This is a genomic window from Herbaspirillum sp. WTB6 (assembly GCF_057457785.1).
This window is the reverse complement of the sequence record NZ_CP176522.1, coordinates 1752066-1767118: the sequence shown is the minus strand read 5'-3', so window position 1 is coordinate 1767118 and position 15053 is coordinate 1752066. Positions and strand designations below refer to the sequence as shown.

13 protein-coding genes are annotated in these 15053 nt (G+C 63.0%); 6 read left to right on the top strand and 7 right to left on the bottom strand.

From position 1 onward, the window contains the following. The first annotated feature begins 50 nt into the window (after nucleotides 1–50). From ACK2VC_RS08240 to ACK2VC_RS08230, 3 genes are all read left to right on the top strand, one after another. Entirely contained in the window at nucleotides 51–1406 is a 1356-nt protein-coding gene (locus ACK2VC_RS08240; protein ID WP_486733105.1) for a dihydroorotase, read from the top strand. 41 nt (nucleotides 1407–1447) lie between these two features. Further along, on the top strand, nucleotides 1448–2713 hold the full coding sequence (locus ACK2VC_RS08235; RefSeq protein WP_486733104.1) for an allantoate amidohydrolase: 1266 nt from the start codon (nucleotides 1448–1450) through the stop codon (nucleotides 2711–2713). Nucleotides 2714–2870: 157 nt separating this feature from the next. Continuing rightward, nucleotides 2871–3161, top strand: a complete 291-nt coding sequence (locus tag ACK2VC_RS08230; protein ID WP_486733103.1) for a hypothetical protein — start codon at nucleotides 2871–2873, stop codon at nucleotides 3159–3161. Here the strand turns inward: ACK2VC_RS08230 and ACK2VC_RS08225 are convergent. The 7 genes from ACK2VC_RS08225 to ACK2VC_RS08195 all read right to left on the bottom strand — a co-directional run bounded on the left by ACK2VC_RS08225 (nucleotide 3152) and on the right by ACK2VC_RS08195 (nucleotide 12132). Beyond that, nucleotides 3152–4405, bottom strand: coding sequence for a phenylacetate--CoA ligase family protein (locus tag ACK2VC_RS08225; protein WP_486733102.1), 1254 nt, complete (start codon nucleotides 4403–4405; stop codon nucleotides 3152–3154). The two genes, ACK2VC_RS08230 and ACK2VC_RS08225, sit on opposite strands and share 10 nt — an antisense overlap. Nucleotides 4406–4583: 178 nt before the next feature. Continuing rightward, nucleotides 4584–5438, bottom strand: a complete 855-nt coding sequence (locus ACK2VC_RS08220) for an ABC transporter ATP-binding protein (protein WP_486733101.1) — start codon at nucleotides 5436–5438, stop codon at nucleotides 4584–4586. 169 nt (nucleotides 5439–5607) lie between these two features. Beyond that, nucleotides 5608–6924 carry an ABC transporter substrate-binding protein gene (locus ACK2VC_RS08215; protein ID WP_486733100.1) on the bottom strand — a complete coding sequence of 439 codons (1317 nt, stop codon included), beginning with the start codon at nucleotides 6922–6924 and terminating at the stop codon, nucleotides 5608–5610. A 61-nt stretch (nucleotides 6925–6985) separates the two neighbouring features. Further along, a complete protein-coding gene (locus ACK2VC_RS08210; protein ID WP_486733099.1) occupies nucleotides 6986–8062 on the bottom strand; it encodes a branched-chain amino acid ABC transporter permease in 1077 nt (358 codons plus the stop codon). 359 nt (nucleotides 8063–8421) lie between these two features. Further along, on the bottom strand, nucleotides 8422–9336 hold the full coding sequence (locus ACK2VC_RS08205) for a branched-chain amino acid ABC transporter permease (protein WP_486733098.1): 915 nt from the start codon (nucleotides 9334–9336) through the stop codon (nucleotides 8422–8424). A gap of 17 nt (nucleotides 9337–9353) precedes the next feature. After that, nucleotides 9354–10187: an ABC transporter ATP-binding protein gene (locus ACK2VC_RS08200; protein WP_486733097.1), complete on the bottom strand. Its 834-nt coding sequence runs from the start codon at nucleotides 10185–10187 to the stop codon at nucleotides 9354–9356. Further along, nucleotides 10162–12132, bottom strand: coding sequence for an AMP-binding protein (locus ACK2VC_RS08195; RefSeq protein WP_486733096.1), 1971 nt, complete (start codon nucleotides 12130–12132; stop codon nucleotides 10162–10164). Before ACK2VC_RS08195 ends, ACK2VC_RS08200 begins: the two co-directional genes overlap by 26 nt. A gap of 188 nt (nucleotides 12133–12320) precedes the next feature. Between ACK2VC_RS08195 and ACK2VC_RS08190 the strand changes: the two genes are divergently transcribed. The 3 genes from ACK2VC_RS08190 to ACK2VC_RS08180 all read left to right on the top strand — a co-directional run bounded on the left by ACK2VC_RS08190 (nucleotide 12321) and on the right by ACK2VC_RS08180 (nucleotide 14984). Beyond that, a complete protein-coding gene (locus ACK2VC_RS08190; protein ID WP_486733095.1) occupies nucleotides 12321–13007 on the top strand; it encodes a Crp/Fnr family transcriptional regulator in 687 nt (228 codons plus the stop codon). Between the two features lie 41 nt (nucleotides 13008–13048). After that, on the top strand, nucleotides 13049–13507 hold the full coding sequence (locus ACK2VC_RS08185) for a carboxymuconolactone decarboxylase family protein (protein WP_486733094.1): 459 nt from the start codon (nucleotides 13049–13051) through the stop codon (nucleotides 13505–13507). Nucleotides 13508–13808: 301 nt separating this feature from the next. Next, complete coding sequence (locus tag ACK2VC_RS08180; protein WP_486733201.1) at nucleotides 13809–14984, top strand: alpha/beta hydrolase family protein; 1176 nt, start codon at nucleotides 13809–13811, stop codon at nucleotides 14982–14984. Nucleotides 14985–15053: the final 69 nt, after the last annotated feature.

The window sequence follows — 15053 nt, the reverse complement described above, 5'->3', positions numbered from 1 at the left end:
AGCGCTGACTACACTGTGCATCGTCATTGTTAACACGGATGGAATGAGTCATGGGCGACTTCGATTTGATCGTACGCGGGAATATTGTCGAAACCGACCGCATTGTGGAAGCTGGCTGGCTCGCGGTCCGCGCCGGCAAGGTGGCGGCGCGTGGCAGCGGGACGCCACCGGCGGCACGGGAAACCGTCGATGCGCGCGGTCAATGGATCATCCCCGGCGTAGTCGACGGCCAGGTCCATTCCGGTAGCCAGAACGGCCAGGAAGGGCTGGGCTGGGCCTCGCGCGCAGCGGCGGCGGGTGGTGTCACCGTCATGGTCGACATGCCATATGACGATCCGGAGCCGGTTGCCTCGCGTTCGCAACTCGACGCCAAGATCGCCGAAGTCGAACGCGATTGCCATGTCGATGTCGCCCTGTTCGGCACGCTGAACGACAAGCACGGCATGCAAGCGGCGGCGGGGCTGATCGAGGGCGGCGTCTGCGCCTTCAAGTTCTCCACTTTCGAAGCGATGCCGGGCCGCTTCCCGCGGGTCGAGGAAGATGCTCTGTACGAAGCGTTCCGTCTGATCGCGCCATCCGGCTTGGCGTGCGGCGTGCATAACCAGATGCAGGAACTGACGCGCAAGAACATCCAGCGCCTGATCGAGGCCGGCGATACCGGCTGGGATGCCTTCATGCGCGCGCATACGCCACTGATCGAAAACCTGGCGACCACGCTGATTTACGAGATCGGCGCCGAAACCGGTGCGCGCGCGCACGCGGTGCATGTGTCCACTGCACGCGGCTTTGAAATATGCAATATGTACCGGCGCGCCGGCCACCAGGCCAGCATCGAAACCTGCGTTCAATACCTGATGCTGAATCACGAAGAGCACACCAGGAAATTCGGCGCCAAGACCAAGCACTACCCGCCGATCCGACCCAAGGCCGAGGTCGATCTGCTGTGGACCCACATCGGCAACGATGACTGCACTTTCGTCTCGTCGGACCACGTGAGTTGGGGCCTGGAGCGCAAGGAAAATCCGAACGTGTTCAAGAATTCCTCCGGCGGCCCCGGCCTGGAAACCCTGCTGCCGGCGTTCTGGACCGGCTGCGAAGAGCACGGCATTGCCCCGACCATGGTGGTGAAGCAGTTGTGTCGCAATCCGGCGCGGCATTTCCTGCTGGACGACCGCAAGGGTTCGCTGGCAGTCGGCATGGATGCCGATATCGTCATCCTCAAGCCCGAGCGTTATGCCTTCGATCCCTCGACCAGCCTGTCGGCCGTGCACTGGAGCTCGTTCGAAGGGCGCGAATTCAGCGTGCGCGTCGCCGCCACCTATTGCCGCGGCCAGCAGGTGTATGACGGCCGGCGTATCGTCAACAACAAGGGCGATGGCCGCTTCCTGCGCCCGCACCGCGCCTGAGCACACCTCCCCCTGCCATCCCATTTGCCGGAGTCCAGATCATGTCCACCGCTTTTCCTCCCCTTAACGCAGAGCGCCTTTGGCAGCGCGTCGAAACCCTGTCGAAACTGACGCTGCCCGACGTGCCGTGGACCCGGCGCGCCTTCTCGCCGCTGTTCGTCGAGGCACGCGCCTGGCTGCGCGCCGAATTCGCCGCTGCCGGCTTGCAGGTGCGGCAGGATGCCGGCGGCAACCTGATCGGCTTGCGTCCAGGGCGCGATGCGGCGCGCAAGCCGATCATCACCGGCTCGCACTGCGATACCGTGATGATGGGCGGCCGCTTCGACGGCATCATCGGCGTGCTGGCCGGGATCGAAGTCGCGCATACCTTGCAGGAGCAGGGGATCGAACTGGAACATCCGTTCGAAGTGATCGATTTCCTGTCGGAAGAGCCGAGCGACTATGGCATTTCCTGCATCGGTAGCCGCGCCTTTTCCGGTGCGCTGGGAGCGGACATGCTGGCGGCGCGCAACCCGGAAGGTGAAACCCTGGCCGACGGTATGCGCCGCATCGGCTGCGATCCAGAGGCGCTGCGCCAGCCGCTGCGCCCGGCCGGCAGTACCGCTGCCTTCGTCGAGCTGCATATCGAACAAGGCCCCGTATTGGAACGGCGCGGCTTGCCGATCGGCGTGGTCACCAATATCGTCGGCATCCGCCGCGTCGCCATTGTGGTCTCCGGCCAGCCCGATCACGCCGGCACCACGCCGATGGACATCCGCAAGGATGCCCTGGTCGGCGCCGCGCGCATTATCGACGCCGCCAACCGCCAGGCGAGCGCCATGTCGGGCAAACCGCACTACGTGGTGGCGACCATCGGACGCCTGTCGCTGACGCCGAATGCCTCCAATGCGGTGCCTGGCTGCGTGGAAATGATGATGGAAGTGCGCAGCGAAAACAGCGCGATCCTGGAGAGCTTCCCGGAGCAATTGATGGCGGCGCTCGCCGCCGACATCGCCGCCCTGCGGCTGACGGCGAACATGACTACCGTCAGCCGCTCCAAGCCAACCGACTGCGCCGAACTGGTGATGACGGCCATCGAGAAAGCGGCGGCCGGGCTGGACTGCGCCAACATGCGCATGCCCAGCGGCGCCGGCCACGACGCGGTGTACGTCGCGCCGACCGGCCCGGTCGGCATGATCTTCATTCCCTGCCTGAACGGCCGCAGCCATTGCCCTGAAGAATGGATCGATCCGGCACAATTGCTGGATGGCACGCGCGTGCTTTATCAGACGATACGGGAACTGGATCACGAACTGGCGCGCTCGTGATTGGAGGCCATCAGATGGATGTTGCATCAGTTATCGCGCCCGCTTGACTTGGCCGGTGCCGGCGGCGGAATTTATTCCGCTCGCACCACTCTGATTGATATGGTGTGGCCGCCGGCAATGATGGCCGGCGTGAGTATCGATATGGGGAGTGCGTGCGATGCCAGAAACCTGGAAACAGTTCCTGGATAAATCCGGACCTCTGCCTAACGATGGTGCACCGCCGCGTTTGCCGTACGAACATGACGAAGCGCGCGACAGTGACGAGAGCGCTCCGCGTGAAAATATGCTGCAGGCATATCGTGATCTGATGAACGGCCTGGTCGATACCGACCTGCACGGCTGGCGCGGGGTGGAGGAAGTGTTCAGGCAAAACCGGCTGGCCGGCCCTGGTGCGGCGCCGGCAGCGGACAATGATGCGCCAGCGCCGCCGGCCACCGGCTATTCGTAGCTGCGCGCGTCCTCGATTACCTTGCCGTCGTTCGGCAGGCTGGCGCGCGCCAGCAATTGCACCTCGCCGCGGAGCTTGGTGACGTCGCGGATGCTGTCGACGATCGAAGCCGCCAGCATGGCGCTTGCGGTCGGATCGGCCACCTCGCAGCGCAGCGTCATCACGTCATTGCCCATCGCACCGCTGACCACCAGCCGCGCCTTCAGGATTTCCGGATGGCGGCGCGCGATTTCGGCCACCTGCGACGGGTGCACGAACATCGCGCGCACCTTGGTGGTCTGGTCAGCGCGCCCCATCCAGCCCTGGATGCGGGTATTCGTGCGGCCGCAGGGCGATGTGCCAGCCAGCAGCGCCGACAGGTCGCCGGTGGCAAAGCGGATCAATGGATAGTCGGGGTTGAACGAAGTGATCACGACTTCGCCGACCTCGCCGGCGGCGACCGGATCGCCGGTGCCGGGCCGCACGATTTCCAGGATCAGCTCCTCGTCCAGGATCATGCCCGGATTGACTGCACCCTCGGTCTCGGTTTCATACGCGATGTTGCCGATGTCGGCCGAGCCGTAGGTCTGTACCACGTGCGGCACGCCATGTTCGCGCAGCCAGGCGCGCAGCGACGGCGGCAGCGCCTCGGCGCCGACGATTGCATGCCGCAGGCTGCCGATGTCGGCGCCCATCTCATGCGCCTTTTCGATGATGATCTTCAGGAATGACGGCGTGCCGACGTAGGCGTCCGGGCGCAGGGCCGCCATCGCCTGCACCTGCATCTCGGTCTGGCCGCTGCCGGCCGGAATCACCGCGCAGCCAAGTTTGGCGGCCCCACCTTCGACCATGAACGCGGCCGGCGTGAAGTGATACGAAAAGCAGTTCTGGATCACGTAGCCGGCGCGCAGGCCGACCGCGTGAAATGGCCGCGCATAGCGCCACCAGTCGGCGCCGCGCCCTTCCGGATCGAAGATCGGTCCGGGCGACATGAACCAGCGCCCCAGTTGGCGCGGCGGCGTGCAAGTCAGGCCGCCGAACGGCATGGCACGGTGCTGCAAGTCCTTCAGGTCGGATTTGCGTGTCACCGGCAATTGCGTCAGCGCCGCGCGAGAGTTGATATCTGCAGCCTCGATGCCAGACAGTATTTGTGCCCAGCCGGGCGCGCCTTGCGCGCGCGCCACGAGCCGCGGCAATTGCGCCATCAGGTCGCGTTCGCGCACATGCGGATCGCGGGTTTCGAGTGCGTCGAGGAAATCGGCCATGATGGTGAGGAGTGGGTCGAGGGTTGTTGAAAATGCGGCTAGGGAAATTGTGTTTTGCGCGCTGGCTTTCAAACTTCGTTTGTCGTCCCCGCGTAGGCGGGGATCCAGTGGCTTGGCGCTGAACGACACTGGGGGGAATGCATGCATTCCCGCCTGCGCGGGAACCACCTATGCCGCCTCAGGCCAGCCAGCGCTTGCGGCGGCGGTAGAACTTCATGTCGCGGAAGCTCTTGCGGTCGCCGCCGGAGACGCCCAGGTAAAACTCCTTGACGTCTTCGTTGTTGGATAGTTCGGCGGCCGCGCCTTCCATCACCACCCGGCCGTTTTCCAGGATGTAGCCGAAGTCGGCGTAGCGCAGCGCCACCATCGTGTTCTGCTCGGCCAACAGGAACGACACCTGTTCCTTCTGGTTCAGGCTCTTGACGATCTCGAAGATTTCTTCCACCAGTTGCGGCGCCAGCCCCATCGACGGTTCGTCCAGCAGCACCATCGACGGTTTCGCCATCAGTGCGCGGCCGATTGCGCACATCTGCTGCTCGCCGCCCGAGGTGTAGCCGGCCTGCGACTTGCGCCGGGTCTTCAGGCGCGGGAAGTAGGCGTAGATCTTTTCCAGTTCGTGGCGCGCGTCGGCGCCGCTGATCTTGCGCGTGTAGGCGCCGGTCAGCAGGTTGTCCTCGATCGACAGATGGGCGAAGCAATGGCGCCCCTCCATTACTTGGATCACGCCGCGCTTGACTAGGTCGTTCGGCGTCAACTGGTCGACTCGTTCACCCTGGAATTCGATGTTGCCCTTGCTGACGTCGCCGCGCTCGGCGCGCAGCAGGTTCGACACCGCCTTCAGCGTGGTGCTCTTGCCGGCGCCGTTGGCGCCCAGCAGCGCGACGATCTTGCCGGCCGGGACCTCCAGCGACACGCCTTTCAGGACCAGGATCACGTGGTCGTAGATGACTTCGATGTTGTTGATGCTGAGCGCGGCGCGTTGGGCGGCGCTGCTCGAAGATACCGGCGCGGGCTGCGGCAGTGCTGCTTCCATGCATATACTCCTGATAACAACGTCTAGTACCGCTCATTAAACAGCCGGAATATTCATATACTCCGTAGATATAACAATCGATGGCGGTTTTTCGGTGGCGGCTGGGGGGCCAGTTGCCACTGAAAAACCGTCCGTGGCGCGCACCACGGACGGAAAGGCTGCGCGCTGACTACCTCAGGCAGCCCGGGGTAATGCCTTTTTCCTTCGCATACTTGGCGGCGTTGGCCTGGAACAGCGGGTGGATCAGCGCCTTGTTGCCTTCCATCCAGTCGGAAATGATGACCCACTTGCTACCGTCCCATTGCTGGATCTTGACCTTGCCCGAGCCCTCGTGGTTCATGCAGGAAGTCTTGATTTCCGGCAGCAGATCGCTGGCGCCGATCTGTTTCAGGCGCGCATTGTTCAGGTTCAGGTTTTCCAGCGCCCAGCGCATCTGCTCGCCGGTGATGGTCTTGCCCTTGCCGAATTTCTCCTGCGCGCTGCGGACCGCTTCCACCGTCACGATCGCGATCGAGACGCCGCGGTTGTAGAGCGCCGAGCCGACCTTGCTCTTGTCCTGCAGGTTGCCCTTGCCGGCGCCGTACACCACTTTCTCGATGCCCGCGATCGCCGGCGGCGTGGTGCCGGCGACGTTCCAGGTGGCGCTCATGTAGCCTTTGGCAGCGGGGCCGGCCGGCACCGTGTCTTCCTCGGAGCCAGCCCACCAGGAGCCGACGATCTGGTCACGCGGATAGCCGACCTTTTGCGCCGCCTTCAGCGCGGTCGGGTTCATCACACCCCAGCCCCAGAAGATCACGTAGTCGGGTTTTTCCTGGCGAATCTTCAGCCATTGCGCACCCTGCTCGTTGCCCGGGTGGGCCACCGGGATTTGCACCACCTCGAATTTGCCCAGCTTGGATTCGGCTTCCAGCGCAATGATCGGTTCCTTGCCATAGGCCGAGTCGTGATACAGGTAGACGATCTTCTTGCCGGCCAGCGAACCCTTGTTCTTCGATGCCAGGAACTTGACGATCGCCGAAATCTGCATCTGATAGGTGGTCACCAGCGGGAAGGCCCACGGGAATACCGAGCCGTCGACGGCGTCGGTGCGGCCGTAGCCGGCCATCATCAGCGGTACCTTGTCCTGCACCGACTTGTCGATCAGCGCGTAGGCAATCCCGGTCGACATGACGTTGAAGGCGGTGCCGTGCGCCACCGGGTCCTTGGCTTTCAGGCGCTCATAGCACTCGACGCCCTTGGCGTTGTTGTACTCGGTTTCGCATTCTTCCCAGGTCAGCTTGACGCCGTTGACGCCGCCGTCCTTCAGGTTGACGTAGTTCAGGTAATCGACGAAGCCGCCATACCACGCGGTGCCGTTGGCGGCATAAGGGCCGACCCGGTAGCTGGGCAGCGCGATGAACTGCTCGTCCGCCATCGCCTGGCTGGCCGGCCCCAGCAGCGCGCAAGCCGCTGTTGCTGCCAGGATGAGTTGCTTGATCGGTTTCAAGATAGGTCTCCTTTATATTCGTTGAACGGATACAGCACGCTACGTACTACGGGGAAAATCCTCAATGCGGGAATGGCCACAGGCGCAGTTTTTCCTTGGTGATCTGCCACAGGCGCGCCAACCCGTGCGGTTCGACAATCAGGAAGAAAATGATCAGGGCGCCGAACACCATCATCTGGATGTGCGAGACGTCGGCGTTGGTGAACGGCAGGTTCAGCAGCGCCGCCAGCGGCGGCAGGAAATTGTCGAGCAGGATCGGTACCAAGAGGATGAAGGCCGAGCCGAGGAAGGCGCCCAGCACGCTGCCGACGCCGCCGACGATGATCATGAACAGGATGCGGAACGACAGCTCGAGCGAAAAGCCGTCCGGCTCGACCGAACCGAGATAGCAGAATGCATACAGCGCGCCGGCCACGCCGCAATAGAACGAGCTGACCGCGAACGCCATCAGCTTGGTCTTCATCAGCGGGATGCCGATCACTTCGGCCGCCACGTCCATATCGCGCACTGCCATCCAGGCGCGTCCGGTGGAGGATCGCACCAGGTTTTTCGCCAGCAGCGCCATCACGCAGACGATCGCCAGCACGAACAGATATTTGGTCATCGGGGTGTCGATCGCATAGCCGAACATCTCCAGCTTCTGCGCGCTGATCACGCCGGACGAACTGTCGTTGGAAAACCAGGAAAACTTGGTCAGCACCCAGACCACGAAAAACTGCGCCGCCAGCGTCGCCACCGCCAGGTAGAAACCCTTGATGCGCAGCGACGGCAGGCCGAACAAGACGCCGACCCCGGCCGCGCACAGGCCGGCCAGGATGAAGGAAACCAGGATCGGAATGCCCTCGATGCGCAGCTGGAAGTTGTAGGCGGCATAGGCGCCGACCGCCATGAAGGCGGCAGTGCCAAGCGACAGCTGGCCGGCATAACCGGTCAGGATGTTCAGGCCGAGCGCGGCCAGTGCCAGCACCAGGAACGGGATCAGGATCGCCGAGAACCAGTATTCGCTGCCGAGCGCGGGGATCAGCAGGAAGGCGATGGCGAGCACGATCAGCATGCCGATGCGGTCCTGGCGGATCGGGAAGATCTGGCTGTCGGCCACGTAGGAAGTCTTGAATTGGCCGGCTTCGCGGTAAAGCATTGAGTCGTCTCCTGGGCGGTGCTTTTATGTATCGGCTAACTGTTACTCTGTCGTTCCCGCGCAGGCGGAAACCTGGTGGCGTTCAGGGCCGGGCAATTCGGTTGCCACTGCGTGGTCACTAGCCGGGGGTGGCCCGGCGGCCACTTACTTTTCTTGTCTCGCCAAGAAAAGTAAGCAAAAGAAGGCGACCGCGAGGACGCTGCCCTTCGGGTTCCCGTTTGTGCGGCACCAAAAATGGGAAACGAAACCAACTCGCTGCGCTCGGACATGTTTCGTTTCTGATCCATTTTTCGTGCCGCACAAACGGCAGCGTCCCAAGCGGAATTCACGTCAAAAGCCACTTCAAAATCAACGGCGCGCTATACCCGGTCGATATGCTTCTCGCCGAACAAACCTTCCGGCCGCACCAGCAAAAACAGCAGCGCGAACACATACGGGAACCAGCCTTCGATACCGCCGAAATTGCCGCCAAACATTTCCTGCATCACCGGCGGGATATAGATTTCCGCCAGCTTTTCAGAGACACCGATGATCAGCCCGCCGGCGATGGCGCCGGGGATCGAGGTGAAGCCGCCCAGGATCAGCACCGGCAGCGCCTTCAACGCAGTCATGGTCAGCGCGAACTGGACGCCGTTGCGCGAGCCCCACAAGAGGCCGGCGACCAGCGCGACGAAGCCGGCCAGGCCCCAGACGATGGCCCAGATGTGCTGCAGCGGGATGCCGAGCGAGAGCGCCGCCTGGTGGTCGTCGGCCACCGCGCGCAGCGCGCGCCCGACCTTGGTTTTCTGGAAGAACAGCGCCAGCAGCACCACCAGCAGCACCACCATGCCGGAGGCGAACAGGTCGAACTTGGAAATGCCGATGCCGATGCTGTCCATGATGGCCATGATCGGTTCGTCGACGATGCCGAGTTCGATCGCGCGCACTTCATTGCCGAACAGCATCGGCCCCAAGCCTTCGAGGAAGAAGGTCAGGCCGATGGTGGCCATGAACAAGGTGATTTCCGGCTGGTTGACCAGCTTGCGCAGGACGAAGCGTTCAGTCGCCAGACCCAGCACCACCATCACCGCGAACGAGCCGATGATCGCGGCCCACATCGGCAGACCTTTATCCATCAGTCCCACCACCGCCAGCGCGGCGAAATACACCATCGCGCCCTGGGCGAAGTTGAACACGCCGGAAGCCTTGTAGATCAGCACGAAGCCGAGCGCAACCAGCGAATACATCAGGCCCGAGAGCAAGCCGCTGATCGCCACTTCAAAAAAGAATTGCATCGTTCGGATTCCTCTTGCTAATGCGTGGTGCCGAGGTAGGCCTTGATCACCTCGGGATTGTTCATCACTTCATCCGGCGTGCCGTCGCCGATCTTCTTGCCGTAGTCGAGCACCACCACGCGATCGGAAATGTCCATCACCACCCCCATGTCGTGCTCGATCAGCACGATGGTGGTGCCGAACTGGTCGTTCACATCCAGGATGAAGCGGCACATGTCCTGCTTTTCCTCGACGTTCATGCCGGCCATCGGTTCGTCCAGCAGCAGCATGCTCGGTTCGGCCGCCAGCGCGCGCGCCAGCTCGACCCGCTTCTGCAGGCCGTAGGCGAGGCGCCCGACCGGCACCTTGCGGATATGCTGGATTTCCAGGAAATCGATCACTTCCTCCACCACCTTGCGGTGCGCGATCTCCTCGTTGCGCGCCGGCCCCCACCACAGCGCGTTGGCCAGCATGCCGGAGCGCATCTTGGTGTTGCGCCCGGTCATGATGTTGTCCAGCACCGTCATGCCCTTGAACAGCGCGATGTTCTGGAAAGTGCGGGCAATGCCCTGGCGCGCCACCTTGGTCGGATTCATCTGGCGCCGGGTTTCGCCATGAAACACGATGCCGCCCTGCTGCGGGTGATACACGCCGTTGATCACGTTCAGCATCGAGCTCTTGCCGGCCCCATTCGGACCGATGATGGCGCGAATCTCGTGCTGGCGGACATCGAAGGAAATGTTGGTCAGCGCCTTGACGCCGCCGAACGACAACGAGATGTTTTGCAGGTCGAGGATGACGTCGCCGATTTGTCGAGTGTTTGCCATAAGTGAAATCAGGTTGCGCTCAGGCGGCCTTGCGTACCGCGGCAAAAGTCTTGGTGTCGCGAATCTTCAGGTCGGCGGCTACCATGCCTTGCCGGCCGTCCTCGAATTTCACCTGGGTTTCGATGTACTGCGACTGCTTGTCGCTGTACAGCGCGTCGATCAGCACCGCGTATTTCTGTTCGATGAAGCCGCGCCGCACCTTGCGCGTACGGGTCAGTTCGTCGTCGTCCGGGTCGAGTTCCTTATGCAGGATCAGGAAGCGGTGGATCTGCGAATCGGCCAGCAGCGGATCGTGCGCCAGATCGAGGTTGACCTTTTCCACGCATTCGGCGATCAGGTCGTATACCGGCTTTTGCTGCGCCAGGTCGGTATAGCCGGAATACGCTATGCCGCGCCGCTCGGCCCAGTTGCCGACCGCCTCGATGTCGATGTTGATGAAGGCGGTGCACTGGTCGCGGCCGTTGCCGAAGGACACCGCTTCCTTGATGAACGGAAAGAACTTGAGCTTGTTTTCGATGTATTTGGGCGCGAACATGGCGCCGCTGTTCAGCTTGCCGACATCCTTGGCGCGGTCGATGATCTTCAGGTGGCCGTCGGCGTCGAAGAAGCCGGCGTCGCCGGTCAGGTACCATCCTTCGGCGTTGAAGGCGTCGGCGGTCGCTTCCGGCCGCTTGTAGTAGCCGGCGAACATGCCGGGGGTCTTGATCAGCACTTCGCCGGCGTCGCTGATCTTGATTTCGACGCCATCCGCCGGCGGTCCGACGGTGTCCGGCTTGACCTGGCCGTTAGGCTGGATGCAGGCGAACACGCAGACTTCGGTCGAACCGTACAACTGCTTCAGGTTGATGCCGATCGAGCGGTAGAACGCGAACAGGTCGGGGCCGATCGCCTCGCCGGCGGTGTAGCCGACGCGGATGCGGCTCATGCCCAGCACATTGCGCAGCGGGCCATAGACGAACAGGTTGCCGAGCGCGTACTTGAGCCGGTCGACGAGGCCAACCGGCTTGCCGTCCAGGATGTCCGGCCCGACCCGGTGCGCGACCGCCATGAAGGCATGAAACATCTTGCGCTTGATGGCGCTGGCGTCTTCCATGCGGATCATGACCGTGGTCAGCATGTTCTCGAACACGCGCGGCGGCGCGAAATAATACGTCGGGCCGATCTCGCGCAAGTCGTTCATCACCGTGTCGCCCGATTCCGGACAGTTGACGGTAAACCCGGTGACCAGCGCCTGCGCGTAGGAAAACAGGTTGTCGCCGACCCACGCCATCGGCAGGTAGCTCAAGATGGTGTCGGCATCGCTCAAGCCTTCCAGTTCGGCGCCGGCGCGCGCGCGGTCGATCACCGCGCGGTGCGTCAGGCACACGCCCTTCGGCTTGCCGGTAGTGCCGGAGGTGTACAGCATGATGGCGACGTCGTCCGGGGCGCCGGCGTTGACCTCGTTGATGAAGAAGTCGGGATGGGCGCGGTCATACTCGCGTCCCAGTTGCTGGACTTTTTCGTAGGAAGTCAGTTCCTGCTGCGCGTAGTGGCGCATGCCGCGGTCATCTTCGAAGATGATGTGCGCCAGACGCGTGCTCAGGTGCGGCATGGTGTCCTTGATCTCGAACAGCTTGTCCACCTGTTCCTGATCCTCGACCACCGCGAAATCGATTTCGGCGTCTTCCAGCACATAGCCCATGTCGGCCGCCGGCGCATCCTGGTACAGCGGGATCGGTACCCCGCCCAGGCATTGTGCGGCCGCCATCGCCCAATACAGGCGCGGCCGGTTGTCGCCGATCACCGCCAGGTTCATGCCGCGCTTGAAGCCGAGCGCGGCCAAGCCGCAGGCCAGCGCCCGCACTTCGGCCGCGACCTGCGCCCAGTCGGCGGTTTGCCAGATGCCCAGATCCTTTTCGCGAAAGGCGGGCTTGTGCGGGCGCACTTGCGCGTGTTGCAATAACAGCCGCGGGAACGTCTGCGCTCCCGGACTTTGCGTGGTCTCCACCATCGTGCCCTCGTGTCGCTTGGAAACTGATAACGATGTTTTGTCGTTGCTGCCGCCGGTCGTGCCGGCTTGCCGAAGCGGCCGATCATTGCCGGCCGCCTGGGGCGTTTATGCGATGATAGTAATCGCTGGGTTCGGGCAAAGATGTCATTTCAAGGACAATTCACCGATTTTCGATATTGCATCGCACCATGAACGACCCGAAAACTTCCATCCAAAAAATGCTCGACAAGACCGTTTGGGCACGCGCGCTGAGTCCCGATCAACTGGCGCGGGTCGAGGCCGAACTGGTGCAGCGGACGGTGCCGGCCGGCGCCTATGTGGTGCGCAAGGGCGACCCGGTCGAGCATTGGATCGGCGTCGATGAAGGCTTGCTGAAAATGAGCAGCGTCTCGCCGGCCGGCAAGACCGTGACGTTTACCGGCTTGCTGGCCGGCGGCTGGTTCGGCGAAGGCTCGCTCCTGAAAACCGAGGCGTTCAAATACGACGTGGTGGCCTTGCGCGAAAGCCGGGTCGGCTTCATGCCTCGTGCCACCTTCCAATGGCTGCTCGACAACAGCATCAGCTTCAACCATTTTTTGCTGCGCCAATTGAACGAGCGGCTGGCGTTTTTCATTTCGGTGGTCGAATACGATCGCATGCTGGAGCCGGATGCGCGCGTTGCCTGCTGCCTGGCGGCGCTCTTCAATCCGTATCTGAATCCGGCTTCCGGCCGCGAGCTGCAGATTTCGCAGGAAGAACTCGGCTACCTGTGCGGCACCTCGCGCCAGCGCGCCAACCAGGCGCTGCAACTGCTGGAAAAAGCCGGTTTGCTGAAAGTCGATTACGGCGCCATCACGATTCTCGACCTGGATGGCTTACGCCAATTCCGCGCCTGAGCCTGCGGCATTTGCCGCGCCTTTGATTGAAAGGAGTGTTCATGTCTGCACCACGGCTGTCCTATACCACGCTGGCTCCCAAACAGTACCAGGCGATGCGCGAGTTGAGCGCCTCGCTGGCGTCGTCCAGCCTCGGCAAGAAATTGCTGGAGATGGTTTTCCTGCGTGCCTCGCAAATCAATGGCTGCGCCTTTTGCATCGACATGCACACCCGCGCGCTGCTGGCCGAGGGCGAAGATTGGCAACGCATCAACAGCGTGCTGGTCTGGCGTGAAACCGCGTTCTTCAGCGCGCGCGAACAGGCGGCGCTGGCCTGGACCGAAGCCATCACCGAGATCGCGCGCAGCCATCCATCGGAACAGGTATTCGAAGCCTTGCGGCCGCATTTTTCCGACACCGAAATCGCCGAACTGGGGTTTGCGATCGTCGCCATCAATGGCTGGAACCGGCTGGCGATCGGCTTTCGGGTGCCGGTGCAAAAGGCCGCACTGAAGGCTTGAACACGGTTGGCGCGGACGCCACCGTCCGTGCTTGACGGCTCGGCAAGATGGCAAGCGGCCGCCCGATTTGCAGGCCAAACTCTTGATGGCGCTCGACAATCATCCCCACCAACCCGCATAATACAAAACAAGGAGTATGTTGGTTAAATGACCATTTGATAGCGGGAATTGGTATTTTAATATGGGAGTATATGGTTTGATCCGGCGCCCGGGGAGTCGCATTGCGATGGCGCTGCTGTTCGTATGGAGCGCCGCGGCAATTGGACAGACCACCGGCGGCATGCAATCGGCGGGCGGCGTGATGCGCAACCCCGCATTGGCCGTACCGGCGGGCCGCGATGGCGGCGCGGCCAGAACGCTCTCCGATGCTGCCGAGCATCCGGGCGCAGCACGGCTGGATGCGGGTACGGCGGCCTTGCCCGGCGTGCCGCGCGACCTCAACGAACAGGTGATCGAGATTCCGCTCGCCGCCAGTGGCGCCGGCCGCGCGATGCTGGAAACGACGATCTTCAAGCCGGGCGGCAGCGGTCCTTTCCCGCTCGTGGTGTTCAATCACGGCAAGGAGCGCGGCGATCCGCGGGCGCAAGAGCGCAGCCGGCCGCTGGCGTTCGCGCGTGAATTCGTGCGCCGCGGTTATGTGGTCGTGGCGCCGAATCGCCGTGGCTTTGCCCAGTCGGGCGGCCGTTACAGCGAGCGTGGCTGCGAAGTCGAAGAAAACGGCCTGCAGCAGGCGCAAGACGTGGCGGCGACGATTGCATTCATGGAAAAGCAGCCGTACGTCGATGCGGCCCATGTCGTCGTGGCGGGGGTATCGTATGGCGGCTTGACGACGATTGCCTATGGCGCTCGGCCGCAGGCTGGCGTGCGCGGCTTGCTGAACTTCGCCGGTGGCCTGCGCCAGCATGCATGCGCAAGCTGGCAGGCGGACCTGGCGCGTGCGTTCGGCGCTTACGGCGGCAAGGTGCGGCTGCCATCGCTGTGGTTCTATGGCGATAACGATTCGTTCTGGCCGCCGCAACTGGTCAGCCAGATGTATGGCGCATTCGTGCGCCGCGGCGCGCAAGCGCAATTGATCAATATCGGGCGCTACAAGGACGACGCGCATCGGCTGGTCACCGATCGCGATGGTGTCGCCACCTGGTGGCCGTCGACCGCGGGATTCCTGGCACAAATCGGCATGCCGACCGCGGTGCGTTACCGGATTGCCGATCCGTTGCTGCCGGCGGGCAGCGGCTACGCGGCCATTGACGAAATCGATTCGGTGCCGTTCATCGACGAGGCTGGACGCGAGGCTTATCAAACGTTCCTGCAGCAACACCCGACGCGCGCATTTGCACTGTCGGACAGCGGTGCATGGTCGTGGGCCGAAGGCGGCGACGATCCGGTGGCAGTGGCGCTCGCCAACTGCCGGAAGCAAGGCGGCGATCCGTGCCGCCTGTATGCGGTCAACAATACCGTGGTGTGGGCCGCTCGATAAGGCCTTTCAAGCATGGCGCAGTACAAGCGGGCGGGCCAGATCGAATGCCCCGTGCGCACCGGCGTCGCG

Bases quoted from the DNA above. Each gene is read 5' to 3' on its own strand.
- ACK2VC_RS08240 (WP_486733105.1), top strand. From the start codon at position 51: ATGGGCGACTTCGATTTGATCGTACGCGGGAATATTGTCGAAACCGAC.
- ACK2VC_RS08235 (WP_486733104.1), top strand. From the start codon at position 1,448: ATGTCCACCGCTTTTCCTCCCCTTAACGCAGAGCGCCTTTGGCAGCGC.
- ACK2VC_RS08230 (WP_486733103.1), top strand. From the start codon at position 2,871: ATGCCAGAAACCTGGAAACAGTTCCTGGATAAATCCGGACCTCTGCCT.
- ACK2VC_RS08225 (WP_486733102.1), bottom strand. From the start codon at position 4,405: ATGGCCGATTTCCTCGACGCACTCGAAACCCGCGATCCGCATGTGCGC.
- ACK2VC_RS08220 (WP_486733101.1), bottom strand. From the start codon at position 5,438: ATGGAAGCAGCACTGCCGCAGCCCGCGCCGGTATCTTCGAGCAGCGCC.
- ACK2VC_RS08210 (WP_486733099.1), bottom strand. From the start codon at position 8,062: ATGCTTTACCGCGAAGCCGGCCAATTCAAGACTTCCTACGTGGCCGAC.
- ACK2VC_RS08205 (WP_486733098.1), bottom strand. From the start codon at position 9,336: ATGCAATTCTTTTTTGAAGTGGCGATCAGCGGCTTGCTCTCGGGCCTG.
- ACK2VC_RS08195 (WP_486733096.1), bottom strand. From the start codon at position 12,132: ATGGTGGAGACCACGCAAAGTCCGGGAGCGCAGACGTTCCCGCGGCTG.
- ACK2VC_RS08190 (WP_486733095.1), top strand. From the start codon at position 12,321: ATGAACGACCCGAAAACTTCCATCCAAAAAATGCTCGACAAGACCGTT.
- ACK2VC_RS08185 (WP_486733094.1), top strand. From the start codon at position 13,049: ATGTCTGCACCACGGCTGTCCTATACCACGCTGGCTCCCAAACAGTAC.
- ACK2VC_RS08180 (WP_486733201.1), top strand. From the start codon at position 13,809: ATGCGCAACCCCGCATTGGCCGTACCGGCGGGCCGCGATGGCGGCGCG.